At 40.2% G+C, this 26,137-nt stretch carries 22 protein-coding genes; 14 read left to right on the top strand and 8 right to left on the bottom strand.

Features of this window, described 5'->3' with window-relative positions; all coding sequences use genetic code 11:
- Positions 1-6 precede the first annotated feature (6 nt).
- Positions 7-879 (bottom strand): fructosamine kinase family protein, encoded by an 873-nt coding sequence (locus tag H5119_RS13285; RefSeq protein ID WP_182702566.1) that lies wholly within the window; start codon positions 877-879, stop codon positions 7-9.
- A gap of 124 nt (positions 880-1,003) precedes the next feature.
- Here H5119_RS13285 and H5119_RS13280 point away from each other — a divergent pair, with 124 nt between their 5' ends.
- From H5119_RS13280 to H5119_RS13260, 5 genes are all read left to right on the top strand, one after another.
- A complete protein-coding gene (locus H5119_RS13280; protein ID WP_182702565.1) occupies positions 1,004-1,696 on the top strand; it encodes a DUF445 domain-containing protein in 693 nt (230 codons plus the stop codon).
- 69 nt (positions 1,697-1,765) lie between these two features.
- Positions 1,766-2,476 carry a hypothetical protein gene (locus H5119_RS13275; RefSeq protein WP_182702564.1) on the top strand — a complete coding sequence of 237 codons (711 nt, stop codon included), beginning with the start codon at positions 1,766-1,768 and terminating at the stop codon, positions 2,474-2,476.
- A 470-nt stretch (positions 2,477-2,946) separates the two neighbouring features.
- The gene (locus H5119_RS13270) at positions 2,947-3,732 is read left to right on the top strand and encodes a hypothetical protein (RefSeq protein WP_077537724.1); all 786 of its coding nucleotides are present in this window, start codon (positions 2,947-2,949) and stop codon (positions 3,730-3,732) included.
- Between the two features lie 100 nt (positions 3,733-3,832).
- Positions 3,833-5,215, top strand: a complete 1,383-nt coding sequence (locus tag H5119_RS13265) for an amidohydrolase (RefSeq protein ID WP_182702563.1) — start codon at positions 3,833-3,835, stop codon at positions 5,213-5,215.
- A 12-nt stretch (positions 5,216-5,227) separates the two neighbouring features.
- Entirely contained in the window at positions 5,228-6,469 is a 1,242-nt protein-coding gene (locus H5119_RS13260) for an amidohydrolase family protein (RefSeq protein WP_182702562.1), read from the top strand.
- Positions 6,470-6,593: 124 nt separating this feature from the next.
- Here H5119_RS13260 and H5119_RS13255 read toward each other — a convergent pair whose 3' ends face one another.
- Both H5119_RS13255 and cspD read right to left on the bottom strand, forming a co-directional pair.
- Entirely contained in the window at positions 6,594-8,816 is a 2,223-nt protein-coding gene (locus H5119_RS13255; RefSeq protein WP_182702561.1) for an NADP-dependent isocitrate dehydrogenase, read from the bottom strand.
- Positions 8,817-9,339: 523 nt separating this feature from the next.
- Positions 9,340-9,558: a cold shock domain-containing protein CspD gene (gene cspD / locus H5119_RS13250; protein ID WP_077537728.1), complete on the bottom strand. Its 219-nt coding sequence runs from the start codon at positions 9,556-9,558 to the stop codon at positions 9,340-9,342.
- A 209-nt stretch (positions 9,559-9,767) separates the two neighbouring features.
- Here cspD and clpS point away from each other — a divergent pair, with 209 nt between their 5' ends.
- Both clpS and clpA read left to right on the top strand, forming a co-directional pair.
- Positions 9,768-10,076, top strand: coding sequence for an ATP-dependent Clp protease adapter ClpS (gene clpS / locus H5119_RS13245; RefSeq protein WP_007585109.1), 309 nt, complete (start codon positions 9,768-9,770; stop codon positions 10,074-10,076).
- Between the two features lie 231 nt (positions 10,077-10,307).
- Positions 10,308-12,569 (top strand): ATP-dependent Clp protease ATP-binding subunit ClpA, encoded by a 2,262-nt coding sequence (gene clpA / locus H5119_RS13240; RefSeq protein WP_077537729.1) that lies wholly within the window; start codon positions 10,308-10,310, stop codon positions 12,567-12,569.
- Positions 12,570-12,799: 230 nt separating this feature from the next.
- On the opposite strand, the gene infA is transcribed toward clpA, so the two are convergent.
- The 4 genes from infA to trxB all read right to left on the bottom strand — a co-directional run bounded on the left by infA (position 12,800) and on the right by trxB (position 15,570).
- Positions 12,800-13,018 carry a translation initiation factor IF-1 gene (gene infA / locus H5119_RS13235; protein WP_002962494.1) on the bottom strand — a complete coding sequence of 73 codons (219 nt, stop codon included), beginning with the start codon at positions 13,016-13,018 and terminating at the stop codon, positions 12,800-12,802.
- A gap of 90 nt (positions 13,019-13,108) precedes the next feature.
- Positions 13,109-13,813 (bottom strand): arginyltransferase, encoded by a 705-nt coding sequence (locus tag H5119_RS13230; RefSeq protein WP_182702560.1) that lies wholly within the window; start codon positions 13,811-13,813, stop codon positions 13,109-13,111.
- Positions 13,806-14,522: a leucyl/phenylalanyl-tRNA--protein transferase gene (aat, locus tag H5119_RS13225; RefSeq protein ID WP_077537731.1), complete on the bottom strand. Its 717-nt coding sequence runs from the start codon at positions 14,520-14,522 to the stop codon at positions 13,806-13,808. The genes H5119_RS13230 and aat overlap by 8 nt, the downstream gene beginning before the upstream one ends.
- A gap of 97 nt (positions 14,523-14,619) precedes the next feature.
- Positions 14,620-15,570, bottom strand: a complete 951-nt coding sequence (gene trxB, locus H5119_RS13220) for a thioredoxin-disulfide reductase (protein WP_077537732.1) — start codon at positions 15,568-15,570, stop codon at positions 14,620-14,622.
- A gap of 297 nt (positions 15,571-15,867) precedes the next feature.
- Between trxB and pssA the strand changes: the two genes are divergently transcribed.
- The gene (gene pssA / locus H5119_RS13215) at positions 15,868-17,193 is read left to right on the top strand and encodes a CDP-diacylglycerol--serine O-phosphatidyltransferase (protein WP_182702559.1); all 1,326 of its coding nucleotides are present in this window, start codon (positions 15,868-15,870) and stop codon (positions 17,191-17,193) included.
- Positions 17,194-17,300: 107 nt separating this feature from the next.
- On the opposite strand, the gene ald is transcribed toward pssA, so the two are convergent.
- On the bottom strand, positions 17,301-18,422 hold the full coding sequence (gene ald, locus H5119_RS13210; protein ID WP_182702558.1) for an alanine dehydrogenase: 1,122 nt from the start codon (positions 18,420-18,422) through the stop codon (positions 17,301-17,303).
- Positions 18,423-18,564: 142 nt separating this feature from the next.
- Between ald and lrp the strand changes: the two genes are divergently transcribed.
- The 6 genes from lrp to serS all read left to right on the top strand — a co-directional run bounded on the left by lrp (position 18,565) and on the right by serS (position 25,618).
- Positions 18,565-19,044: a leucine-responsive transcriptional regulator Lrp gene (gene lrp / locus H5119_RS13205; protein WP_033014887.1), complete on the top strand. Its 480-nt coding sequence runs from the start codon at positions 18,565-18,567 to the stop codon at positions 19,042-19,044.
- 432 nt (positions 19,045-19,476) lie between these two features.
- A complete protein-coding gene (locus H5119_RS13200; RefSeq protein WP_182702557.1) occupies positions 19,477-21,969 on the top strand; it encodes a DNA translocase FtsK in 2,493 nt (830 codons plus the stop codon).
- A complete protein-coding gene (gene lolA, locus H5119_RS13195; RefSeq protein WP_182702556.1) occupies positions 21,969-22,595 on the top strand; it encodes an outer membrane lipoprotein chaperone LolA in 627 nt (208 codons plus the stop codon). Before H5119_RS13200 ends, lolA begins: the two co-directional genes overlap by 1 nt.
- Positions 22,588-23,931 carry a replication-associated recombination protein A gene (locus H5119_RS13190; RefSeq protein ID WP_182702555.1) on the top strand — a complete coding sequence of 448 codons (1,344 nt, stop codon included), beginning with the start codon at positions 22,588-22,590 and terminating at the stop codon, positions 23,929-23,931. Before lolA ends, H5119_RS13190 begins: the two co-directional genes overlap by 8 nt.
- Positions 23,924-24,304 carry a fluoride efflux transporter CrcB gene (gene crcB, locus H5119_RS13185; protein ID WP_021032117.1) on the top strand — a complete coding sequence of 127 codons (381 nt, stop codon included), beginning with the start codon at positions 23,924-23,926 and terminating at the stop codon, positions 24,302-24,304. Before H5119_RS13190 ends, crcB begins: the two co-directional genes overlap by 8 nt.
- Before the next feature lie 9 nt (positions 24,305-24,313).
- A complete protein-coding gene (gene serS / locus H5119_RS13180; RefSeq protein ID WP_182702554.1) occupies positions 24,314-25,618 on the top strand; it encodes a serine--tRNA ligase in 1,305 nt (434 codons plus the stop codon).
- Positions 25,619-26,137 lie beyond the last annotated feature (519 nt).

Here is a 26,137-nt window from a genome sequence, read left to right as displayed (position 1 = left end):
TGACAGTTATTTTACGCCTATTGTGGTGAGCTTTTCGATATGTTGCTTGGCTTGTGTTAGATAGTGACCAGCAAAAATATTGGCGTGATTTAAAATTGGATACAACTGGTAAACTAATTTACGTTTATGATAATTTTTTGAAAGAGGGTATTGCTGATCATAGGCGGTATAAAAATCGTCAGGTAGTGGAGCAAATAGCTCACTCATTGCAATATCGACTTCCCGATCACCATAATAACATGCAGGGTTAAATAGGCTGGGCATTGTGCTTACAAAGCCCATATTACCTCGCCAAAAGTCACCATGCAGTAGTGATGGTGTTACACGATGGCTATGAAGCTGCTCTTTTACAGTATTTATTAAGCGCTCGGGTTCAATAAAACGAATACCTTTTTCAGCGAGTAGCTGCAGTTGCCAGCCAATACGTTCTTCGGCATAAAACACATCCCATTTTTTATGCCACCTATTGGGTTGTACTGTGGTTGCTAAGTAATTATCAACATCAAAACCGAACATTGCTTGATCGTGTTTTTGGTGCAAATAAGCGAGGTTTTTCCCCATATCAATCCATGTTGAGTGAGGCTGTTGATCAAGCTTTTGCCATTGCGTAACAATAAACGAGAACTCTATGTTTGCACCCGTTACAATACAGTCAGGAATTATAAAACGGCTGTTTTGCGCGAGAAGCTTTAAACCGATAGATTCACTTTCTAATCGGTCAAGTTCATTTTTTAGCGCTATTTTAACTAAGAAATTATGCGTATCGTTGGTAAGATGAAATAGTTTGTCTGTATTGGTGCTTTGTAATTGGCGCTTATAGGTGTGTTTGAAGTCATCATTAATGGCAACACTGATGTGCTCGTTGACTGTTTTCCACATAACAATTGCTCGTCTTTTGAACAGATACATAAACTATGGCAAAAAGGGATTAATTTAACAATATAAACGTTGTAAAATTAATAGCTAACTGCATAAAAATTGCACCGAATTAAATGGAGTAAAAATGAACAAAAGTTTAATAACCAATTTGCTAGCGGGTTTATTTGTTGTTGCGGGTTTTATACTCGATCAAGCAATTGTGTTATCTGTTGGTTTATTTGCACTTTCGGGCGCGGTAACTAATTTATTAGCTATTCATATGTTGTTTGAAAAAGTCCCTTTTTTATATGGCTCTGGGGTAATCGCGCTTAAGTTTGAAAGCTTTAAAACTGCTATAAGAAACTTAATATTAACGGAGTTTTTTTCAGAGCAAAAAATTAATAATCTATTAAATAAAGCACAGCCAAATATCGACTTTGAGCCAATAATTAGCAATGTTGATTTAAATCCGGCATTCGACAATTTGTTAGAGGTAATAGAGCAATCTCAGTTTGGGAGCATGCTTAGCATGTTTGGCGGTACTGCTGCAATAGAGCCAATGCGTGAAAAGTTCATTGAAAAAATGCAACTATCGCTTGGTGAAATCTCTCAAACCGACCACTTTAAAGCCCTTGTTACCCAAACGCTTTCGCAAGGTAATAGCGCAGAAGGTTTACACAATACAGTGCTTAAATTAGTGGATGAGCGCCTAGATGAGCTAACCCCTAAAATGGTTAAAGAGATTATTCAAACCATGATCCGCGAGCACCTAGGCTGGCTTGTCGTGTGGGGCGGTGTGTTTGGTGGATTATTTGGTTTAATCGCGGCCGTGATTTAATTGCGATATAACAAAGCCAATTGGATTGACACTGTAAGATGAATACTTTTAACTTATATGGAGCTTTTTGTGGGAACTTGGAAAACGGTAAAGCTTAGATCTCACGTTAATGAGATACAAAAGGAAGTGTTGTTCTTAGAAATGTCAAGGGCGTTAGACTCCATTAACGAAAATATGGAATTTTGCTTTTATCACTATAAAGAAATTGAAAGTTTAATCGCAAACCATATGGCAAGAAATGCCGATAATAATTACTTTCAACTGAGATTTACTGAAGACGAAAGTGTGAAAAATAATGAGTACCAATTTACTGTAGCATGTAAAGCACATATTATTGCACTTATAAGAACTTTGCACTCCTTACCTGATCTTATAGCGCATGTGATTTATATCAGTCTAGGTTTAAACTTAAAAAATGAAACGAAAATAGGCAGAAAACAAAATATTGACTTTAAAGTGATAAAAAGAATATTAGAGAATAAATCAGAGTATGAAAAGTTGTCAGCTAAGATGGATGAATTGGTAACATGCGAAGAATATAAATACTTCAACCGATTGGCTAATAATATCAAGCATAAATCAAACATTCGACCTAATTTAACTTATAATTTAAAAGGAAAAGGTCGAAATATTTACGAATTCAATTTTGATGCTTTTGAAAATTATCCTAAGCGACCGGCTTTAGCGTTTATAGAAAACGAGTTTAAGCGAGAGCATGATTTAATTGTTTGCATTGGCAATATGTTAAACCAATTTATTGATAGCAGGCATAGCTTTTAGATTCAGTGATATAGAATTAGCGTATGATTCTTCAGTATTCTATTATTAAATCTGCATATTCGAAGTTCATCAGTTCTGAACAGGAAAACTTATTTTTATCTCGGGTCGGCTTTATTACTGGACTCAGACCTGCTGAATAAAGCATAAGGTATTCTCACTTCTATATCGCTCTAATTAAACTATTTCATAATAATTCATCAATAACGAAAACCCGTAATTTTATTAAAAGTATTTTATAGCTACAAATACCAATTTTATTAAAAACATCATCATTCTATCGCATTAAATAGCGTCCTCACTGCGTTAAAAATTATTCGTGTAGAATAACTACACTTCATAATTCTCGCCTTATTATTGCGCTATTTTCTTAGCGCAATAATAGATCACTAATTTAATGCAATTGGTATAACTTATTTTTTCAGGCTGTTATTATCGCCCCCATAATTTAGTCGTGTTTTTTAGGAGTAACGGTGAGTAAAACGTTAGCCAGCTATTATCAACAAGCATATGCCTGTGATCAGCAACATTTTAACCAGTGTTTTTATTGTGGCTGTGAAGCAACAGAGCGTGATCATTGTCCGCCCCTGCATATGCTGCAAAGCATTGTTGATTTAGGCGAGGAGGCTGATTTTATATCCATTCCTGCCTGTTATGAGTGTCATGCACTTTTACATAACGAAAGGTTAATGACCATCGACGAGCGCTTTACTAAAATGAAAAAAAAGCTTGCCACTAAATACGCTAAACCACTGCGTGTTTATAATATGTGGGAGGAAAGCGAGCTTGGCGATATGAGCGATGAGTTTGCCCATAGTATTCAAGCTGGTATGAAATTAGGCAAAGAAGCGGCAGAGCGTTTGGCCTTTACTGGTTTTAGCTATGCGACAGAAGATGCCAAGGTGGCAGTACGCGAAAAAACAAAAGAGTTTGATGTAGAAGGTATGATATTTACCGACTTTAAAGAAGCGTTAAATTACTGCATCAATGACTTAAACGTACAGAAAAGTGATTTTTATAAGATCTTGGTTGAAGACTACCAAGGCGATTTTAATAAAGCACTGAGCCAGTATCGTCATCGCCATGACAAAGTCACGGCAGCTAAAGATGGTAATACACTTATTAAAGATTTTTCTAAATTGCACAAGCAAAATTCTGATTTTGTAACACGTACGGTTAAGCATTTTATTGCTAAAGATCCGTCGCTTACAACCGAAGGAGCGCTTGAAATGCTGTATAACAATTATATAAAAAAATAATCACAGAAATTCATCTTAATTAACCGCGTTTTCACCTGTTTTTTTGGCTTTATGGTTTAGCTTTCGTTAAAGTAGCAAAAAAACAGGAGAATCAAACAACATGCAAAAATTTGCTCCCTCTTTATTAGCAGTTGGCTTAGCCGCTGCACTTGTAGGTTGCCAAGAAAACGGCCCGCAAGACGATAAAATAACAATCAATAAAAATCCTTATCCAAGTACTTATCAGCCAGTTGCTACATCAAGCACATTAATTACCAATGCAACCGTACTAACAGGTACTGGTGAGCGTCTAGATGATGCTGATGTATTGCTTGTTGACGGTAAAGTACAACAAGTAGGTAAAGATTTGACTGCCACTGCTGATCTTACAATTGATGCGCAAGGCAAGTGGGTAACACCGGGTATTATTGATGTACATTCACACTTAGGTGCATACCCAAGCCCGTCGGTTGAGTCGCATCAAGATGGTAATGAAATGACCAGTCCTAACACTGCTGAAGTGTGGGTTGAGCATTCTGTTTGGCCACAAGATCCAGGTTTTAATCGTGCACGCGAAGGCGGTATTACATCACTGCAAATTTTACCTGGCTCAGCTAATTTATTTGGTGGACGAGGGGTTACACTTAAAAACGTACCATCGCATACTATGCAGGGCATGAAATTTCCTGATGCGCCCTATGGTTTAAAAATGGCGTGTGGCGAAAATCCAAAACGTGTTTATGGTCGTCAAGGCGTATTACCTTCAACGCGTATGGGTAACATGGCTGGCTATCGCATGGCGTGGGCTGAAGCGAGTGAGTATAAACGTGCATGGGATAAATACGATGCCGATTATGAAGCGGGTTTAAATCCAGACGCTCCAATGCGTGATATTAAACACGATACCCTGCGTGGTGTGCTTGAAGGTGAAGTACGAATTCACAACCATTGTTATAAAGCTGAAGAAATGGCAATGATGATTGACTTGTCAAAAGAGTTTAATTATCACGCAGGTACTTTTCATCACGGTATTGAAGCATATAAAATTGCTGACTTACTTGCCCAAAATGGCTCGTGTGCTGCACTTTGGCCAGACTGGTGGGGCTTTAAAATGGAAGCTTACGACATGGTTCAAGAGAATGTTGCCATTGTTGATGCGGTTAAGAACTCGTGTGCAGTTGTCCATTCAGATTCCGACACAACGATCCAACGCTTAAACCAAGAAGCCGGCAAAGTTATGTTCCGTGCTAACGAAAACGGTTTTGATATTTCTGAACAACACGCGATTAAATGGATCACGGCTAACGCTGCTAAGTCACTAGGTATAGATGACAAAACAGGATCGCTTGAAGCGGGTAAGCAAGGCGATGTTGTTATATGGAATCAAAGCCCGTTTAGTGTTTATGCTAAAGCTGAACAAGTGTTTGTTGATGGTGCAAAAGTTTACGATAGAAACGACAGTGCGTATCAAGCAACAAGTGATTTTATGTTAGGTCAACAATAAGGAGCTCCCAGAATGAAAAATTTATCACGTTCGTTTTCGCTTTCTCTGGTTGCTGCCGGATTACTGGCATCAGGTGCTGTAAGCGCACAATCGTTAGCAATTATTAACGCAACATTGCACACGTCTACCGAGCAAGGTGTACTAAAGTCGGCAAGCATTGTTATGACGGATGGCAAAATCACCGCGATTAACCCAACTGAAGTTAAAGCTGATCAAATTATTGACGCAAAAGGTCAAATTGTAACGCCAGGCTTTATTGCAAGTGCAAACCAGCTAGGGCTTGTGGAAGTTGGCGCTGTTGCCGGTTCGCGCGATGCTGGCGATGACAAAGCTGATATTGACTTTGATGTGAGCCTTGCTTTCAATCCACATTCGAGCTTAATTCCTTATGCACGTAAAGGCGGTATTACACGCGATGTTATTACTCCGCATGGTGGTGATAGCATTTTTGCAGGTCTTGCAAGTGTGGTTGATTTAAGTGGCAGTTTTGATAGCAACATGCAAAAACAAGCGGCTTTAATTGTGTACTTAGGTGAACGTAGTAAAGGCTCTCGTGCATTTACACTACAGACGCTTATTAATAAATTAGATGAACACAAAACCAAGGCAAGCAAAAAAGCTAAAAAAGACGACGATAAGCCAAGTACGGAAGACAAAGTAATGGCTAAAGTCCTTAGCGGCAAAATGCCATTAGTTGTAGGCGTTTCTCGTGCAGCAGATATTGTTGAGCTTATTAAAGTAAAAGAGCAATTTGGTATTAATCTAGTACTTAATGGCGCACAAGATGCGGTTGTTGTTAAAGAGCGTGTTGCAAAAGCAAATATTCCAGTAATTATTAGCGCAATGGATAGCTTACCAGCAAGTTTTGATTCACTTCATGCTAGTTTATATAATGCAGGCATACTTGAAAAAGCCGGCGTTAAAGTATTATTAACGGTAGGTGGCGATGCAAGTCACAACATGTATCAATTACGTTTTGATGCGGGCAATGCCGTATCGTACGGTATGAGCCAACAAGGTGCGTTAAAAGCAGTTACATCAAACGTTGCTGATGTGTTTGGTATAAATGCAGGTAGCCTTGAAGTAGGTAAAGCCGCTGATGTAGTTATGTGGAGTAACGACCCGTTTGAACTGAGTAGCCACGTGAGCAAAATGTTTATTAATGGCGTTGAGGTATCTACACAATCTCGCCAAGATAAACTGCGCGACCGTTATACGACTGATTCAAAAATGCCACGTGCATATACTAAATAATTAAATAAACTTTAATTATTTTAAAGGCCGCTATTTTATAAATAGCGGCCTTTTTTTGTAAAATTGAGACAGAAAAAAGCCGCTTACTTTTACAAGTAAGCGGCTTTTAAATTTAAACCAATATTTATACTAACTTAGCAAGAATATCGTTAAATGTAGTGCTTGGACGCATTGCTTTAAAGGCTGCATCATCGTTAGGCTGGAAGTAACCACCTAAATCAACTGCAGGGCCTTGCGCATCGTTAAGCTCACTTACTATTTGCTCTTTGTTAGACTCAAGGTCGCTAGCAATTTGCGTAAACTGTGCTTTAAGTTCACTATCATCATTTTGCTTAGCAAGTTCTTGTGCCCAGAACAAAGATAGGAAGAAATGAGAACCACGGTTATCAATTTCTTTCACTTTACGTGAAGGAGACTTGTTTTCTGCTAAGAAAGTACCTGTTGCTTTATCTAACGTATCAGCAAGCACTTGCGCTTTGTTGTTACTCGTAGTTACGCTTAGGTGCTCAAGTGATGCAGCAAGTGCTAAAAATTCACCTAAAGAATCCCAACGTAAGTGGTTTTCTTTTTCGAATTGTTGAACATGCTTAGGTGCAGAACCACCTGCGCCAGTTTCAAATAAGCCACCGCCGTTCATAAGTGGAACAATTGAAAGCATTTTAGCACTCGTACCCAACTCTAAAATTGGGAATAAATCGGTAAGGTAATCGCGTAACACGTTACCTGTTACAGAAATGGTGTCTTTACCTTCTTTAATACGCGCTAATGAGAACAATGTTGCTTCAAGCGGTGCTAAAATTTGAATCTCTAGGCCAGATGTATCGTGATCTGCTAGGTATTTATTTACTTTTTTGATTAGCTGCGAATCATGTGCACGATTTTCGTCTAACCAAAAAATAGCTGGAACGCCTGTTGCGCGTGCACGATTTACTGCAAGCTTAACCCAATCTTGAATTGGTGCGTCTTTAACCTGACACATACGCCAGATATCGCCTTGCTCAACACTGTGTTCAAGTAATGTATTGCCATTTGCATCAACAACACGGATAGAACCGTTTGCTTTAGCCTCAAACGTTTTATCGTGTGAACCGTATTCTTCCGCTTTTTGAGCCATCAGGCCAACGTTTGGCACGCTACCCATAGTAGTTGGATCAAACGCGCCATTTTCTTTACAAAAATCGATAGTTGCTTGGTAAACACTTGAGTAACAACGATCAGGAATTACAAAGCTAGTGTCTTGTAATTTACCATCGTTATTCCACATTTGACCGCTTGAACGGATTGCAGCAGGCATAGAGGCATCAATGATCACGTCACTTGGTACGTGTAGGTTTGTAATACCACGATCGGAGTCAACCATAGCAATAGCAGGGCGGTTAGCGTAAACAGCTTGAATGTCTGCTTCAATTTCTTCACGCTTAGCATCGTCTAATGTTTGAATTTTAGAATATACATCGCCTAAACCATTATTTACATCAACACCAAGCTCTTCAAAAAGCTCACCGTGTTTAGCAAATACATCTTTGTAGAATACTTTAACAGCGTGACCAAAGATGATTGGATCAGATACTTTCATCATTGTCGCTTTCATGTGAAGCGAGAATAAAACACCTTTTTCTTTAGCTGCATCAATTTCAGCCGCTAAGAAAGCTTGAAGCTTAGAAGCGCTGATGCTTGATGCATCAATAACTTCGCCAGCTAAAAGAGGTGTACTTTGTTTAAGAACAGTAACGTCACCGTTAGTTGCAACATGTTCAATACGCACATCAGTGGCTGTATCAACAGTTACTGATTTTTCTGAACCGAAGAAATCGCCTTCGCTCATACTTGCAACGTAAGACTGAGAATCTTTGCTCCACGCACCCATTGAATGTGGGTTGTTACGTGCATATTCTTTTACAGAGCCTGGCGCGCGACGATCTGAGTTACCTTCACGTAGTACAGGGTTTACTGCACTGCCTTTAATTTTGTCATAAGCAGCTTGAATTGCTTTTTCTTCATCATTTTTAGGTTCAACAGGGTATTCTGGAAGAGCGTAACCTTTTGCTTGAAGCTCTTTAATTACAGCGCGAAGCTGTGGTACAGATGCACTGATGTTTGGTAATTTGATGATGTTCGCTTCTGGTGTTTTAGCAAGCTCGCCAAGTTCAGCAAGTGCATCACCAATGCGTTGTTCTTGTGTTAAATAATCAGGGAAGCTAGCAATTACACGACCTGCTAATGAAATGTCGCGAGTTTCAACTTCAACACCGGCCGCATTTGTATATGCTTGGATGATCGGTAGCAACGAATAAGTTGCTAGTGCCGGCGCTTCGTCCGTTTTTGTATAGATAATTTTTGATGTCATCATCATTCCTAGATAGTCGACCTTAAAGGCCTTATTCAACAATGCAAAGAAAGTCATTACTTTTTTAATACCACAATTATTAAACGTCTAATAAAAAGGGCATTTAAGTAATGAATAGTTTGTTAGGTGTTGGTACTCATAATTGCTTTTTTATAAAGCGAATAGTCACACCTGACCAACTGATACGATATTTATAGCTAAAAAAGCAATAAAAATAAATTAGCCTTTAGCATAAGCTGCGCTTTGTACTAAATGGCCTGTTTAATTGTTATGTTTATATGTTGTTTTGAGCCCCAAGAGTGTAACAAGCCTGAATAAAAAGGGCTAGGTCTTGAAACTGCGAGTATGTATATAAACAGATCTCAGTTAGAACATTGGGGTATATAAAATAAATTCAAGTAAAAGGGTTGAATTTACACAGAATGAGGCAATTAATAGAGGTAGAAGAAATGAGAAGAGTGTGGGTAAGGGAATTAAGCGAGGATCTTAAATAGGTCACTCGCTTTAGTCGAAAGAATTACAGTTACACAATAATGTCGCCATCAGGGGCAATATTGGTAGCGTGTAAGCCCTTAGGGCCTTGTTCTAATTCGAAAGTTACATCTTGACCAGCTTTAAGTGTTTTATAACCGTCCATTACAATTGTTGAATAATGGGCGAAAATATCATTCTCACAGCCGTCTTCTACGATGAAACCAAAACCTTTAGCGTTGTTAAACCATTTAACTTTACCGCAAGCCATACTTCTACATCCTTCAATAAGTTGACTAATTTAGTTAATCTAAATTGTATAATTTGCTAGACTGATTAAGGTTTAATCAATCTAAGATTGACTGTAGTTTATTTAGACAGTCAGTCAAGTTTTTTGAGTTATTTATTTAACATTTAATTTATTTTTTATTCAAGTTTGCTTGAGTTACAAAGACAAGACTATATTTACTTATGAGTGGAATGAAAGATTCAGGTGTAATAGACACCGTTCGCGATAGTGAAAAGCAAAAGCTACAGCCACCGCGAAAATACAAAGTTGTTTTAAATAACGACGACTACACGCCGATGGACTTTGTGATAGAAGTTTTAACGACGTTTTTTAATATGGATAGCGATAGAGCAACTGACGTGATGCTTCAAGTTCACGAAAAAGGTAAAGGCATTTGTGGTGTTTATAGCGCCGATGTGGCCCACACCAAAGCTGAACAAGTTAACCGCTATGCGCGTGATAACGAGCATCCACTGCTTTGTAGTTGTGAGCAGGAATAAATACCAATTTTATTAAAAGTATGACCATTTTAGCGGATTAAATAACTTGTTAACTTCGTTAAAAATTATACATATAGAACAACTATATTTGTAATTTTTGCTTTATTACTAAGCTATTTCCTTAGCGCTATAACAGGCCACTAATTTAATGCAATTGGTATAAATACCAATTAGGGTGATCAATCATCCGATTGTTGTGGTATAAATTATTATCTCAGTAAGGGGTTGCCAATGCTAAACAAAGACTTAGAACTTACTTTAAATGCCGCGTTTCGTGAAGCGCGCACTCGTCGTCATGAGTTTATGACCGTAGAGCACCTTTTACTTGCGCTATTAGACAATCCTTCAGCGGGAGAGGCTTTAAATGCGTGTGGTGTTCATATTTCAGGGCTAAAAACCGAATTACTTGAATTTATCGATGAAACGACACCTGTCATTCCTGATTTAGAAGAAGAGCGTGAAACCCAGCCTACGCTTGGTTTTCAGCGTGTACTACAGCGTGCAGTATTTCATGTGCAATCGTCAGGTAAAAACGAAGTCACAGGCGTAAACGTACTGGTTGCTATTTTTTCTGAACAGGAAAGCCAAGCGGTTTATTTACTTAAAAAGAATGACGTATCGCGTTTAGACATTGTTAATTTTATTTCGCATGGTATTTCTAAAGCGGATGATGAGTTAGGTGATGACACCGATGATATTCATGAAGAAGTACAAGAAGTTCAAAACGAAGAAGCAAGCAAGCTAGATAGCTTTACAACCAACTTAAACGCCCAAGCGCGCGATGGTAATATTGACCCTCTCATTGGGCGCGATAGCGAAGTAGAGCGCACGGTACAAGTACTGTGCCGTCGCAAAAAGAACAACCCATTACTGGTTGGTGAAGCCGGTGTTGGTAAAACAGCCATTGCTGAAGGCTTGGCGTATCGCATTGTCAATAAACAAGTACCTGAGGTGATTGCTGATGCTGTTGTGTATTCATTGGATATGGGCGCATTACTTGCGGGCACTAAATACCGTGGCGATTTTGAAAAACGCTTTAAAAGTCTACTAAAAGAGCTGCAAGCGCAACCAGGCTCTATTTTGTTTATTGATGAAATCCATACCATTATTGGCGCAGGCGCAGCATCGGGCGGCGTTATGGATGCCTCCAATTTACTTAAACCGCTACTCTCTAGTGGTAAATTACGTTGTATGGGTTCGACAACGTATAACGAGTACAAAAATATTTTTGAGAAAGACCGCGCGTTAGTACGCCGCTTTCAAAAAATTGATGTACTTGAACCAAGTGTTGCCGATACCACTAAAATCCTTAATGGTTTAAAAGAGCGTTACGAAGAGCACCATGGTATTCGTTATACTCAAAAAGCGTTAAAAGCGGCTGCTGAATTAAGCGCAAAATACATTAATGAACGCCATTTGCCTGATAAAGCCATTGACGTTATTGATGAAGCGGGTGCCAGTCAGCGCCTGCAGCCTAGTTCTAAACGCAAAAAAACCATTGGTGTGGCAGACATTGAGCTTATTATTTCTAAAATGGCACGTATTCCACCGCAAAGTGTATCGTCTACAGACAAAGAAACGCTTAAAAATCTAGACCGTAACCTTAAAATGCTGGTGTTTGGTCAAGATCAATCTATTGATGCGCTTACATCTGCTATCCGTTTATCTCGTTCTGGCTTATCGAGTGAAGAAAAACCCGTAGGTTCGTTCTTATTTGCAGGGCCCACTGGAGTAGGTAAAACAGAAGTCACTAAGCAATTGGCTAAGTGTATGGGTGTTGAGTTTATCCGTTTTGATATGTCGGAATATGTTGAACGCCACGCAATAAGCCGTTTAATTGGTGCACCACCAGGTTACGTTGGTTTTGAGCAAGGTGGTTTATTAACTGAAGCCGTTATTAAAAACCCGCATGCAGTTGTTCTTCTTGATGAGATTGAAAAAGCGCATCCTGATATTTACAACATCCTGCTACAGGTAATGGATCACGGTACATTAACCGATAATAACGGTCGTAAAGCTGACTTTAGAAACGTCGTGGTGGTAATGACGACCAATGCGGGCGTGCAAGAAACCACGCGTAAGTCGATTGGCTTTAGTGAGCAAGATCATACTCACGATGCAATGGGCGAAATTAATAAAGTATTCTCGCCAGAATTTAGAAATCGCTTAGATAATATTATTTGGTTTAACCACCTTGAACGTGATGTTATTTTACTTGTTGTAGATAAATTCATTGTGGAGCTTCAAGCGCAGCTTGATAAAAAATCGGTTAACCTTGAGCTTACTTCTAAAGCACGAGAATGGCTGGCAGATAAAGGCTACGACAAAGCAATGGGTGCACGTCCAATGGCACGTGTTATTCAAGAAGAGCTTAAAAAGCAATTAGCTAACGAAATACTCTTTGGTGAACTTGTTGATGGCGGTACGGTAAAAATATCGGTTAAAGATAAGAAAATTCGCTTTGATTATGAAAGCAATTTAACACCGGCTTAGTCACACCCTTTCTGCTCTGTTAAAATTAGTTCAAAAATAAAATGGCCCACTAAATTAATAGTGGGCCATTTTTTATCGCTATATTTTTACGAGCAACAAAAAACCCAGCACAAAGCTGGGTTTTTTGTTTATTAAATGTAATTGCTGGTTAGTATCCATCAATTACATTTAATAAACGCTCAAAGCTAGTTAAATACTAGCCAAAAACTAAATCTCGTTTACGCACTTACTTAGCGAGCACGGAATACGATACGGCCTTTCGATAAATCGTAAGGCGTCATTTCTACCGTTACTTTATCGCCGGTTAAAATACGGATATAGTTTTTGCGCATTTTGCCTGAAATGTGAGCCACAACTACGTGACCATTTTCTAGCTCAACTCGGAACATTGTATTTGGTAAAGTATCAAGGACAGTCCCTTGCATTTCGATTACGTCTTCTTTCGCCATGTTTAGCGTAACACCTCTTTAATAGTTAAACGATGCAGATTTTGCCCAAAATACGCCAATAAGTAAAGGCGAAGGGGCTATATTTGCAAATTAAATAGCCAGCCACTCATCATTTACCTGTTTTTGCGCGGGTAAAAACTGGGTTTTGTACTTCATTTTATCGCATTCATCAATTTGATAACCTAAATATACATATTGCTTATTTTGCTTTTTCGCAAATTTTAACTGTTGTAATATCATTACTGAGCCTAAGCTATAGTGATCAAAGTCAGGGTCAAAAAAGGTGTAGATTGCAGAAATAGCCTTTTGCATACAATCAGTTACGGCTACAGCGACGAGTTCGTCTTGATGCCATAACTCGATAAATGTTATGTCTAACCAGTTGCAAAACAAAAAACTTTGAAACTGCGCTTTTTCAGGCGGATACATGCTTCCATCCTGATGACGGAGGCTTATGTACTTACTGTACAATGGGTAGTATTCTTTTTTTTCTATGCTGGAATATTTTATCTCAAACTGCGTTTTTGCTTTGTTTAGTTTACGTTTTTGTGATTTTGAAGGCATAAACTCTTGAGCTAATATTCGTACTGAGCTGCATTCACTGCATACAGGACAGTGTGGGCGGTATATTTGGTTACCGCTGCGACGAAAACCTAGGCCCAATAACAACTCAAACTTATCAGCGCTATAGCAACTGGGATCCAGAATAACGAGAAGTTGTTCTTGGCGGTTGGGTAAATAACTGCAGTCAAATTCTTGGCTTAAACCCACGCGTGCTGGAAGCTGTTCATTCATAGATTGCGTTAAGCTCCTGTGGTTGCCACATAATTGGATTAAGAGTATAGGTGCGTGCTGCTTTGAGTTTAGTCAAAAATTTTGAACGAGGGACTACTTTTGCACCTAAAGTCATTAAATAAGGGTTTTCTAGTTGGCAGTCAATAAAATGTGCATTATGGCGTTTAAGCCAATTTACAAGTGCCCACATAGCAAGCTTGGAGCAATTGGTTTGATGATGAAACATTGACTCACCACAAAATACACCATTTTGCATAATGCCGTATAAGCCACCTGCAAGCTCACCGTTGCTCCAAACTTCTAAGCTATGAGCAATGCCCGCATTATGGGCATTGGTGTACGCATCAAGCATGTCAGAGGTGATCCAGGTACCATCGGTATCAAGGCGTTGATCGCGACATGCTTCTATCACCTCTTCAAAGGCATTATTAATGGTTACTTTTACAGGGTGCTTTTTTAAATGCTTACGCAGACTTTTACTTATATGAAAATCATCGAGCTCAAAAATACCGCGCTCGCTGGGTGACCACCACATAATAGGCTCGTCTTCACTGAACCAAGGGAATATTCCGCGTTTGTACGCGTTACTCAGGCGTGGCAAACTCAAATCTCCGCCAATTGCTAACAAGCCGTCGGGAGATGTTAATGCATATTCCGGATTGGGGAATGCTATATCGGTTTCGCTTAATTGGTATAGCTGGTTTCTCATACAGTGCTTATTTTATAATTGATCGTAAAAGTGTAACTATATTTTAGGCATAAAAAAAGGGCTGAATAATCAGCCCTATAATAATTTATTTAATTGCTTATAAGTTATCTAAGAATCGCTCAGCATCAAGGGCAGCCATACAGCCTGTACCCGCTGATGTGATTGCTTGACGGTAAATGTGGTCAGACACATCACCTGCAGCAAAAACGCCTTCTACACTTGTTTGCGTTGCGTTGCCGTGAAGACCAGACTCTACAACTAAGTAGCCATCTTTCATTTCTAGTTGACCCACAAACATATCAGTATTTGGTTTGTGACCAATCGCGATAAATACGCCGGCTAAATCGAGCTCTTCAGTTGCATCAGAGTGGGCATCTTTAATACGTACACCTGTTACGCCCATTTGATCGCCTAATACTTCGTCAAGCGTGCGGTTGTAGTGCATTACTACGTTACCGTTCTTTGCTTTTTCAGCAAGACGGTCAGCAAGTATTTTTTCACTGCGGAAACTGTCGCGGCGGTGAATAACATGAACTTCATCAGCAATGTTCGATAAGTAAAGCGCTTCTTCAACCGCTGTATTACCACCACCAACAACCGCTACTTTTTGCCCTTTATAGAAAAAGCCATCACAGGTAGCACACGCCGAAACACCACGGCCTTGGAAGTTAGTCTCAGACTCTAGGCCTAAGTATTTAGCAGACGCACCCGTTGCAATAATTAATGCATCACATGTGTAAGTACCTTGGTCGCCAGTTAGTGTGAAAGGGCGCTTAGATACATCTACTTTATTAATGTGATCAAACACAATTTCAGTTTCAAAGCGTTCAGCGTGTTCTTTCATGCGATCCATTAATGCAGGCCCTGTTAAACCGTGTGCATCACCTGGCCAGTTTTCAACTTCAGTGGTGGTTGTTAATTGACCGCCTTGTTGAATGCCGGTAATTAAAACAGGGTTTAAATTTGCACGTGCTGCATATACTGCGGCAGTATAACCAGCTGGGCCAGAGCCTAAAATTAGTAGCTTACAATGTTTTGCTTCAGTCATTATTTTTCCTAAACGTTTAATACGGTATTTAATATGCTCTTAATGCGCTTGATTCTAAGAAAAACAAGGCAGAAGTAAACAAAATCCGCGATTATTTTTTTTCGTAAATCGAAAAGCTGTGCAATATTGTGTACTGATAATTGTTACTTTGAGAACGAATAAAACAAAGTAGCTCAATAAATAGACTAACAAGCAACAAAACAACGTTAATTCATGACCACTTTGATTTTTTTTGTTATGTTTTACCTAATTTTATTTGTCACTGATAGATCATGTGACCCAAGTGAATAGGCAACTATGTTATTTTGGCAGGAAAAACCCGCATTCGGGTTGACTTCAAAAGACGTTAACGTCTTAACCAATGCGCAAGATTACCGTACGCAATTGCTACGTTTAATTAGCAATGCAAAAAAACGTATCTACATCACTGCGTTGTATTTACAAGATGACGAAGCAGGTCGCGAAATTTTAGATGCGTTGCACCGTGTGTCATTAGCAAACCCTGCACTTGAAATAAAAGTGTTGGTGGATTTTCATCGTGCGCAACGTGGCCTTATTGGCGCTGAAAAATCAGACGGTAACGCAAGCTTATATTGCGACTATTTAGAAAAATTTAATTCAAATGTGCAAGTTTATGGCGTGCCTGTAAAAGCCAAAGAGTTATTTGGCGTATTGCATTTAAAAGGTTTTGTGATTGACGATACCTTACTTTACAGCGGCGCAAGCTTAAATAACGTGTACTTGCAGCATAACGAACGCTACAGACTCGATCGCTACTTTTTGATAACGCAGAGCGAACTGTGTGACTCAGTGGTTGATTTTATTGAAACAAAGCTACTTTCATCAGTCGCTGTGCCACGAATAGACACACGACCGCTTAAGCGTTTGCACGACTTTAAACTTGATCAAAAGCAGTTAATGCGCGATTTAAAAGTCGCAAGTTATAACGCAGCAGAGCAGCTAAATACGCAGGCATTAGGTATTCGCTTATTTTTAGGGCTTGGGCGTCGTAATAACGAGTTAAACCGTGTAATAAAAGCGTTGTTTGACACCACTGAACAAGAACTTGTGTTGTATACGCCATACTTTAATTTTCCGGCGCCGCTGATGCGTTCGCTGCGTCGATTATTAAAGCAAGGTAAGCAGGTTACTATTATTGTGGGCGATAAAACAGCAAACGACTTTTATATGCCGCCAAGCGAGCCGTTTAGTAAAATAGGGGCATTACCTTATTTATACGAAACCATTTTGCATAAATTTGTAAAAACGCAAAAGCGCCATATCGATAACGGTAATTTAAACGTGTATTTGTGGAAAGATGAAAGTAATTCGTTTCATTTAAAAGGTATTTGTTCAGATAGAACAAAACATTTACTAAGTGGGCATAACCTTAATCCACGCGCATGGGGTCTTGATATCGAAAACGGTATTTTAATAGAAGATCCAGAGCAAACAATTATGCAGGCCATTGATAACGAAAAGCAGGAAATTTTACAACACTGCCGTCGTTTAACAGGCCCAGATGATTTAGAAACAATGGATGATTACCCGCAACCAGTTAAAAAACTACTTGGCCAAGCTAAGCGCGTAAAAGTAGATTTTATAATTAAGCGTTTTATCTAAACCCGCCTGTACAAGATTAAAAATCTAGACACAAAAAAAGCAGCTTAATAGCTGCTTTTTTTATTGTTTAGAGTTAGGTTGTTAAGGCCTAACCCTAAAACGCTAAATTAGGCGTTTTCTACCGCTGTGCGTGGATCAACATATTCCATGTTGAACGCTTGTGCTACTTCTTTGTAAGTTACTTGGCCTTTAATTACGTTTAAGCCTTTTAAGAAGTGAGCGTCATCTAGTAGCGCCTTTTTATAACCTTTGTTTGCAAGGCTAATGATGAAAGGCAATGTTGCATTGTTAAGTGCAAACGTAGATGTGCGTGGAACAGCACCTGGCATGTTAGCAACACAGTAGTGAACAACTTCATCAACGATGAAAGTAGGATCAGCATGTGTCGTTGCTTTAGAAGTAGCAATACAGCCACCTTGGTCGATTGCAACGTCAACAATTGCAGAACCAGGTTTCATTGCTTTAATGTGTGCAGCAGTTACTAGTTTAGGTGCAGCCGCACCTGGGATAAGTACACCACCGATTACTAAATCAGCTTCTAGTACGTGTTTTTCTAGTGCATCAGCAGTTGAGTAAATAGCTTTAACTTTATTACCAAATTGCGCGTCTAGTGCACGTAATACGTCGATGTTACGATCAAGAACGACCACTTCAGCACCAAGGCCAACAGCCATTTGCGCTGCGCTACGACCAACCATGCCGCCGCCAATGATAACAACTTTAGCAGCTTCAACGCCTGGTACGCCACCTAGTAGCATGCCACGACCGTGGTTAGATTTTTCTAGCGTTTGTGCACCAGCTTGAATAGACATACGACCAGCTACTTCGCTCATAGGCGCAAGAAGTGGTAAGCCACCGCGAGAGTCAGTAACAGTTTCGTATGCGATACAAATAGCTTTGCTTTTAACAAGGTCTTCAGTTTGTGGAAGATCAGGCGCAAGGTGTAAGTAAGTGAAAAGAATTTGGTCTTCACGAAGCATTGCACGTTCAACAGCTTGGGGCTCTTTTACTTTTACAATCATGTCTGCTTTAGCAAAAACATCAGCCGCAGTTGCTAAAATTTCAGCACCGGCTTGCGTGTAATCTTCGTTAGTAAAACCAATGCCCATACCTGCATCAGTTTCTACAATCACTTGGTGGCCGTGATTTACTAATTCACGAACACTAGCAGGGACCATACCTACACGGTATTCATGGTTTTTTATTTCTTTAGGTACACCAATAATCATAACATTTGCCTTATTAAGAACGGATTAACATTTTTCACTATTATATTCATGACAAGCCCGTGTGTCTCACCTTTTTTAAAGTCAAATCTAGTGTTATTATCTAAATAAATAATATAAACAGCATAAAAAACTAATGAGTGCCATGCATCAGTTATTGGATAGAATTGACCGTAAAATTTTGATGGAACTACAACATGATGGACGTCTATCAAATGTTGAACTGGCCAGACGAGTTGGCCTAAGCGCCACGCCCTGTCTAGAGCGAGTGAAAAAGCTAGAACGAGAAGGCTACATACTTGGTTATAAAGCAGTGGTCGATCCCGCTAAGCTTGGACAAGGTTTGTCGGTGTATGTAGAAGTAACGATTACCAAAACCTCTCCCGACGTATTTGACGAGTTCAGTGCAGCCGTTAAAAAGCACGAAGAGATTATAGAGTGTCATTTGGTGTCGGGTAACTTCGACTTTTTACTTAAAACGCGCGTTAATGATATGTCAGAGTATCGGGGGGTTTTAGGTGACATATTATTAAAACTACCCAACGTAAGTGAAAGTCGTACTTATGTAGTTATGGAAGAAGTAAAAGGCGAAGAAGGTGTAATTATTCGCCCGTATATTGCTTAACAGTATTTATAATAGGCTGACATTTGCTTTTATCTGCCTAAATTATAAAAACGTGTTCATAATCAGGCCACCAAGGCTAGGGCCTGTTGACCTTTCAGGATTAAAATTTGTTCAATCTAGGGGCGATTTAATCACGGCGCGAGGTTTGTAACCTAGTGGGCTAAGTAAAAACCGAGCAACAAAGAGTTAATTGCCCCTAGGTAGAACCCTTCGGGCAGCGCATGTTTGGCATTTATGCTGCGTTATCGCCTATTTATGGGGAATAACCATACACCATAGGCTCTGCCTTGCCTAAATACCAAACAGTCAGCTGCAAATTTAACCTCGAAAGATAAACAGGCCCTAAGATAAAGTGCAACAAATTGCATTTCCTGCTAAGGTATTTGACTGCTAAGTGAGTGTAAATAGAATAATAAAGAGGGATAGGAAACTATGCGCCTAAACGGTGTGCAAAGACTATTAGAAACAGGGCTGATAATCAGTACCTTTACAGCAATATTTATTTTATGTGCGTTGATCAGTTTTGATCCCGCCGATGCGGCGTGGTCGCAAACAAGCTTTAGCGAAGTAAGAAACATTACGGGTGCTGCGGGTGCATGGATTGCGGATGTATTACTACTCACATTTGGTTGGTTGGCTTACTTAGTGCCTGCTGCAATTCAAATATTTGGTTATTTGTTATTTAAGCAACCACATCGCATTTTGCAGCTTGACTACACCACCTTAGCACTGCGTGTAATAGGATTTGCTTTATTTATTACCTCGGCCACCGCTATTAGCAGCATTAATTTTGATGATATTTATAACTTTTCATCGGGCGGAGTAGTGGGTGATGTGATTGAATCAGCAATGATGCCTGCATTTAATTTCACTGGGACATCTATTTTACTACTGTGCTTCTTTTTTGCCGGACTTACCTTGTTAACAGGTGTGTCGTGGGTTGATTTTGTAGACTATTTAGGTGAATTAATCGTTCGATTTTATCGTTTTAGTGCTAGCTACGCACAAGGCTGGATGCATCGAGAGCGTATTGCGGGTAATATTGATAATGATCAAATGGATGCACAGTTTGATGACGATATTGAAGAACAAATAGAAATCCCTGAAAAAAATAATAAAGCAGATAAACAAAAAGCAATTAACAAACCACAAACGCCATTTAGTGAGCCACCAATGAGTGACGACTTTATGCCGTTTGATGAACTCGATGACATACTTGATCAAGAAATAGGCTTTAGTGCCATTGATGACGAACCAATGGATACGGAGGCTGCATTAAACGCACTTGACCAAAGCCAAGTTGTAGAACCTGAAAAGCCAGTTACAACGGTTGTATCGCCAGCAAGGCCAATGCCTAAGCCAAAAGCAGCCTATCAGCCACCACCAACAGCAAAAGAAAAATTTGAGCAGTTACTAACGCAAGAGCCACCACCAGGGCCATTACCGTCGCTGGATTTGCTCGACAGACCAGATAAAGCTAAAAATCCGATATCGCAAGAAGAGCTCGATACTGTATCGCGCCTAGTAGAGACAAAACTCCTCGATTTTAACGTCCAAGCAACGGTTGTAGCCGTATATCCAGGCCCCGTTGTTACACGTTTTGAACTAGATTTAGCGCCAGGTATAAAAGTGTCTAAAATTACAGGTTTAGCAAAGGATTTAGCCCGTTCGCTTTCAGCAATTAGTGTACGAGTTGTCGAAGTTATTCCGGGTAAAACCTATGTGGGTATAGAACTGCCTAACAAACATCGCGAAATAGTTCGTTTGTCAGAAGTAATAAATGCGCCTAAATTTGAGCAAAACCCATCGCCACTCACTATGGTGCTAGGTAAAGATATTGCCGGTCAGCCTGTATGTGCTGATCTGGGTAAAATGCCACATTTATTGGTTGCGGGTACTACTGGTTCAGGCAAATCAGTGGGCGTTAATGTGATGATAGTAAGCTTGTTGTACAAATCGGGTCCTGACGATGTACGTATGATCATGATTGACCCTAAAATGCTTGAGCTTTCAGTGTACGAAGGCATTCCGCATTTATTGTGTGAAGTCGTGACCGATATGAAAGAAGCGGCTAACGCACTGCGTTGGTGTGTAGGTGAAATGGAACGTCGTTATAAATTAATGTCAGCATTGGGTGTGCGTAACTTAAAAGGTTACAACCAAAAAGTGCTTGAAGCCAATGAAGCGGGTTACCCAATTCTTGACCCATTATTTAAAGACACCGATGGCATGAAAGAAGGCCCAGATGAGCTAGGTAAGTTACCAAGTATTGTTGTAGTAATTGACGAGTTTGCCGACATGATGATGATTGTAGGTAAAAAAGTAGAAGAGCTAATTGCACGTATTGCTCAAAAAGCACGTGCGGCAGGGATTCACTTAGTACTTGCTACGCAGCGCCCGTCGGTTGATGTAATTACCGGCTTAATTAAAGCAAATATACCAACGCGTATGGCCTTTCAGGTATCGAGTAAAATAGATTCGCGTACAATACTTGATCAACAAGGCGCAGAAAACTTACTCGGTATGGGTGACATGCTTTATTTACCGCCAGGCACGAGCGTACCAGAGCGTGTGCATGGCGCGTTTGTAGACGACCATGAAGTACACGCTGTAGTAAATGATTGGAAAGCGCGTGCTAAACCAAATTATATTGACGAAATACTTAATGGCGATGCCAGTGAGGATATTTTATTACCAGGCGAAGCGAGCGAAAACGCTGATGAAGAATCAGATCCGTTATACGACGAAGCGGTGTCGTTTGTAATCGAAACTGGCAAAGTATCGGTATCGTCAGTGCAACGTAAATTGCGTGTAGGTTATAATCGTGCCGCACGTTTAGTAGAACAAATGGAAACATCGGGTATCGTGAGTTCACCAGGCCATAACGGCGCTCGCGATGTATTAGTACCTAATGGAGCAAATTAATGAAAAAATTTAACGCCTTATTATTAGTGTTAGGCAGCGTACTTGCCGCACCAAGCTTTGCTGATGACAGCCAAGCATTACAAGACCAACTTGCCACTTTAAAAAGCTTTAAAGCGCAGTTTGCACAAAAAGTAACAGACAAAGAAGGCCAAGCTGTTATGCAAGGCGAGGGCACAATAGCGCTTCAACAGCCTATGATGATTCGTTGGCAGCAAACAAACCCAGACGATACATTATTTGTATCAAACGGTGATAAAACCTATTACTTCGACAGCTTTGCTGAGCAAGTAACAATTATGAAAACCAGCAGCCTAATCGACTCAACACCATTTGTGCTACTTACATCAAAAGACCCAGCACAATGGGAAAAATACAGCGTACTTGCAACAAATACAGGCTTTAGTGTAACGCCAAATAAAGGTGTAGAAAGCCAAGTAGAACAACTTGATATAGCGTTTGCTGGTAACGAACAAGGCCTTGCTAAACTAGTGGTTACTGACAACTCAGGGCAGCTATCATCATTTACCTTTAACAATGCCCAAGTTAATACGCCGCTTGATAAAAGCACTTTTGAATTTACGCCTCCTGAAGGTGTTGAAATAGACGATCAGAGTAACGGTGAGTAATTTAGGTTTCAACTTTGGGCCCGATGTACGACCACTTGCCGCGCGTATGCGCCCTACAACGCTTGACGAGTACATTGGTCAGCAGCACTTATTAAGTGCTGATAAACCACTGCATCAAGCCATTGTCGCAGGGCGGTGCCATAGTTTAATTTTATGGGGCCCGCCGGGTGTTGGCAAAACAACACTCGCGCAAATAATTGCCAATCACGCTGACGCCTCACTTATTCAAATGTCGGCGGTAACCGCAGGCGTTAAAGATATACGCGACAGCGTAACGCAAGCGCGGGAAAACTTAGAAAGCCGTGGCCAACGCACCCTTATGTTTGTTGACGAAGTTCACCGTTTCAATAAATCCCAACAAGATGCGTTTTTACCGCACATAGAAGACGGCACCTTTATATTTGTAGGTGCAACCACCGAAAACCCATCGTTTGCACTTAATAACGCTATATTGTCGCGTGCGCGGGTGTATGTTTTAAAATCGCTCGCCGATGCCGACTTATATACCGTAATAGAGCGCGCACTCAAACAAGACGAGCAGCTAAGCCAAAAACACATCACTATTGCCGACAACGCTAAAAAGGCATTGTGCCAAGCAAGTGGCGGCGATGCGCGCAAAGTACTTAATCTACTTGAACAAGCGGTTGATTTAACCACTGAGCAAAATGGTCAATACAACGTAGACGAGCACGTACTTAGCCAAGTATTACCCACGCATTTAGCTAAATACGACAAAGGCGGCGATGAGTTTTATGATTTAATATCGGCCTTTCATAAATCCGTACGTGGCAGCTCCCCTGATGGTGCGCTGTATTGGTATTGCCGAATTTTAGCCGGTGGTGGCGACCCTTTGTATGTAGCAAGGCGTTTACTTGCCATTGCTACAGAAGACATTGGTAACGCCGATCCGCGCGCGATGGAAGTGGCCTTAAATGCGTGGGATATATTCCAGCGAGTAGGTCCTAGCGAAGGCGAACGTGCAATTGCACAAGCCACATTGTATTTAGCCAGCGCACCCAAAAGTAATGCGGTGTATATGGCGTTTAATCAAGCCAAAGCAGACGCTCAAAACGAGCCAAGTTACCCAGTGCCAGAGCATTTACGTAATGCCCCAACTAATTTAATGAAAGACTTAGGTTACGGCGCTGAGTACCGTTATGCGCATAATGAAGAAGGCGCATTTGCCGCAGGTGAAAAATATTTACCACCAGAAATGCAAGGCAAAGAGTATTACTTACCGAGCGATCGCGGCCTAGAGCAAAAAATTAAACAAAAACTCGATTACCTAAAAGAGCGCGATGCGCAAAGCCCACTTAAACGATACGAAAATGATTAAACTTTATATGATGATCGCCCTTGGCGGAGCCTCAGGTGCGTGTTTACGGTTTTTTATTAGCGAAAGCATGCTAAAACTCCTCGGTAGGGGATTCCCTTTTGGCACGTTGACGGTTAATATTCTGGGTTCATTGTTAATGGGCATTTTGTACGGTTTGATAGATAAAGAAATTATCACCGCAAGCCCCGCTAAAACCCTTATCGGTATTGGCTTTTTAGGTGCATTAACCACCTTTTCAACATTCTCAATGGACTCGTTGTTGTTATTACAACAAGGTCACTTTATTAAAATGGCCCTCAATATCATCTTAAACGTGATGGTGTGTATTTTTATGGCTTGGCTGGGCCTTCAGCTAGTAATGCAAAAAGGTTAAAAAACTAACATGTTAGATTCTAAATTTTTACGTCAAGACATCGAACAAACTGCAGCACGTTTAGCAGCGCGCGGTTACGAACTCGATGTAGCGACGGTAACGGCACTTGAAGAAAAACGCAAAACATTACAAGTACAAACGCAAGAACTTCAAAGTCAACGTAATGCAAGCGCAAAAGCAATTGGTCAAGCCAAAGCAAAAGGCGAAGACGCACAGCCACTACTTGATGCAGTAGCTAACTTAGGCAGTGAGCTAGACGCCGCTAAAACTGAGCAAGATGAAGTATTAGCCGCAATTAACGACATTGCCTTAGCAATTCCAAACTTGCCAGACGAGTCAGTACCTGCGGGTAATGACGAAGACGACAACGTTGAAATTTTAACGTGGGGCACACCTAAAAAATTCGATTTTGAAGTAAAAGATCACGTAGATGTAGGCCAAGACCTAAACGGCTTAGACTTTGAAATGGGCGTTAAAATTAGTGGCGCACGCTTTACCGTAATGCGCGGCCAAGTTGCGCGTATGCACCGTGCACTAACGCAATTTATGCTAGATACACATGCTGATAAAAACGGCTACACAGAAATGTATGTACCGTACTTAGTTAATAGCGCAAGCCTTTATGGCACAAGCCAATTACCTAAATTTGCAGGCGATTTGTTCCACACTTTAGGCCTTGTAAATGACGACGGCGAACAACAAGCCGGCTTTAGCTTAATTCCTACAGCAGAAGTACCGCTGACAAACAGCGCCCGTGACGAAATTTACGACGAAAGCGCTTTACCAATACGTTTAGTTGCCCACACGCCGTGTTTTAGAAGTGAAGCCGGCAGCTATGGTCGCGATACACGTGGCTTAATTCGTCAACACCAGTTTGATAAAGTTGAACTTGTACAACTTGTAAAACCAGAAGACTCAATGGCAACGCTTGAAGAGTTAACAGGTCACGCAGAGCAAATACTACAAGCGCTTGAACTTCCATACCGTAAAGTCATTTTATGTATGGGCGACATGGGCTTTGGCTCAGCTAAAACATACGATTTAGAAGTATGGTTACCTGCACAAGACACATACCGCGAAATTTCATCATGTTCAAACATGGCCGACTTTCAGGCGCGTAGAATGCAAGCACGTTTTCGCCGTGAAGGTGTTAAAAAACCAGAGTTACTACATACACTAAATGGTTCAGGCTTAGCCGTTGGCCGTACACTAGTAGCCATACTAGAAAACTACCAACAAGCCGATGGGTCAGTAGTCGTACCAGAAGTATTACGCCCATACATGGGTGGACTTGAAGTAATTGGTAAACAATAAAATCAAGTTTAAGTTAAGCAAGCTTTAAGCTTGTAAGTCTTAATTCGAAAGCCGCTGTTTGTAATAAACAGCGGCCTTTTTTGTTTTAGGTTAAAGGCAAAAGCTTAAAAAAATTTAAGTTATCTTATTAATAATATCGCTTACACCTATTTTTTTATAGTTCATTACTTTTTTGTCCAATATTACTGATCTCTACCATCTTGGGGCATTTCTACATTAAGGAAGCTTAAATACCGGCTAACTAGTTGTTTACAAGTGCTTATTAGCTGGTTAAATTAGAACCTTTGTAATATTTGGACATTTGTCGGTTTATAAAGCGACAAATGTCGGATACAAAGTTGTTAAGTCACTAGAGTCAGGAGTTCATATGCAATCACAGAAATACCTAAATTTACTTAGGGGCTGTTGATCTTTGTTTGAATTTTGTGCGTAAGCGGTAATCTCGTATAATTTACTTCGCCAAAAACAAACCTTACGAGATTACCATGCCCCGATTAATGCTCACTGATAAGTTGTGGT

It is taken from the genome of Pseudoalteromonas sp. SG45-5, assembly GCF_014164085.1.
GTDB lineage: Bacteria > Pseudomonadota > Gammaproteobacteria > Enterobacterales > Alteromonadaceae > Pseudoalteromonas > Pseudoalteromonas aliena.
This window is presented reverse-complemented; position numbering and strand designations above follow the sequence as displayed.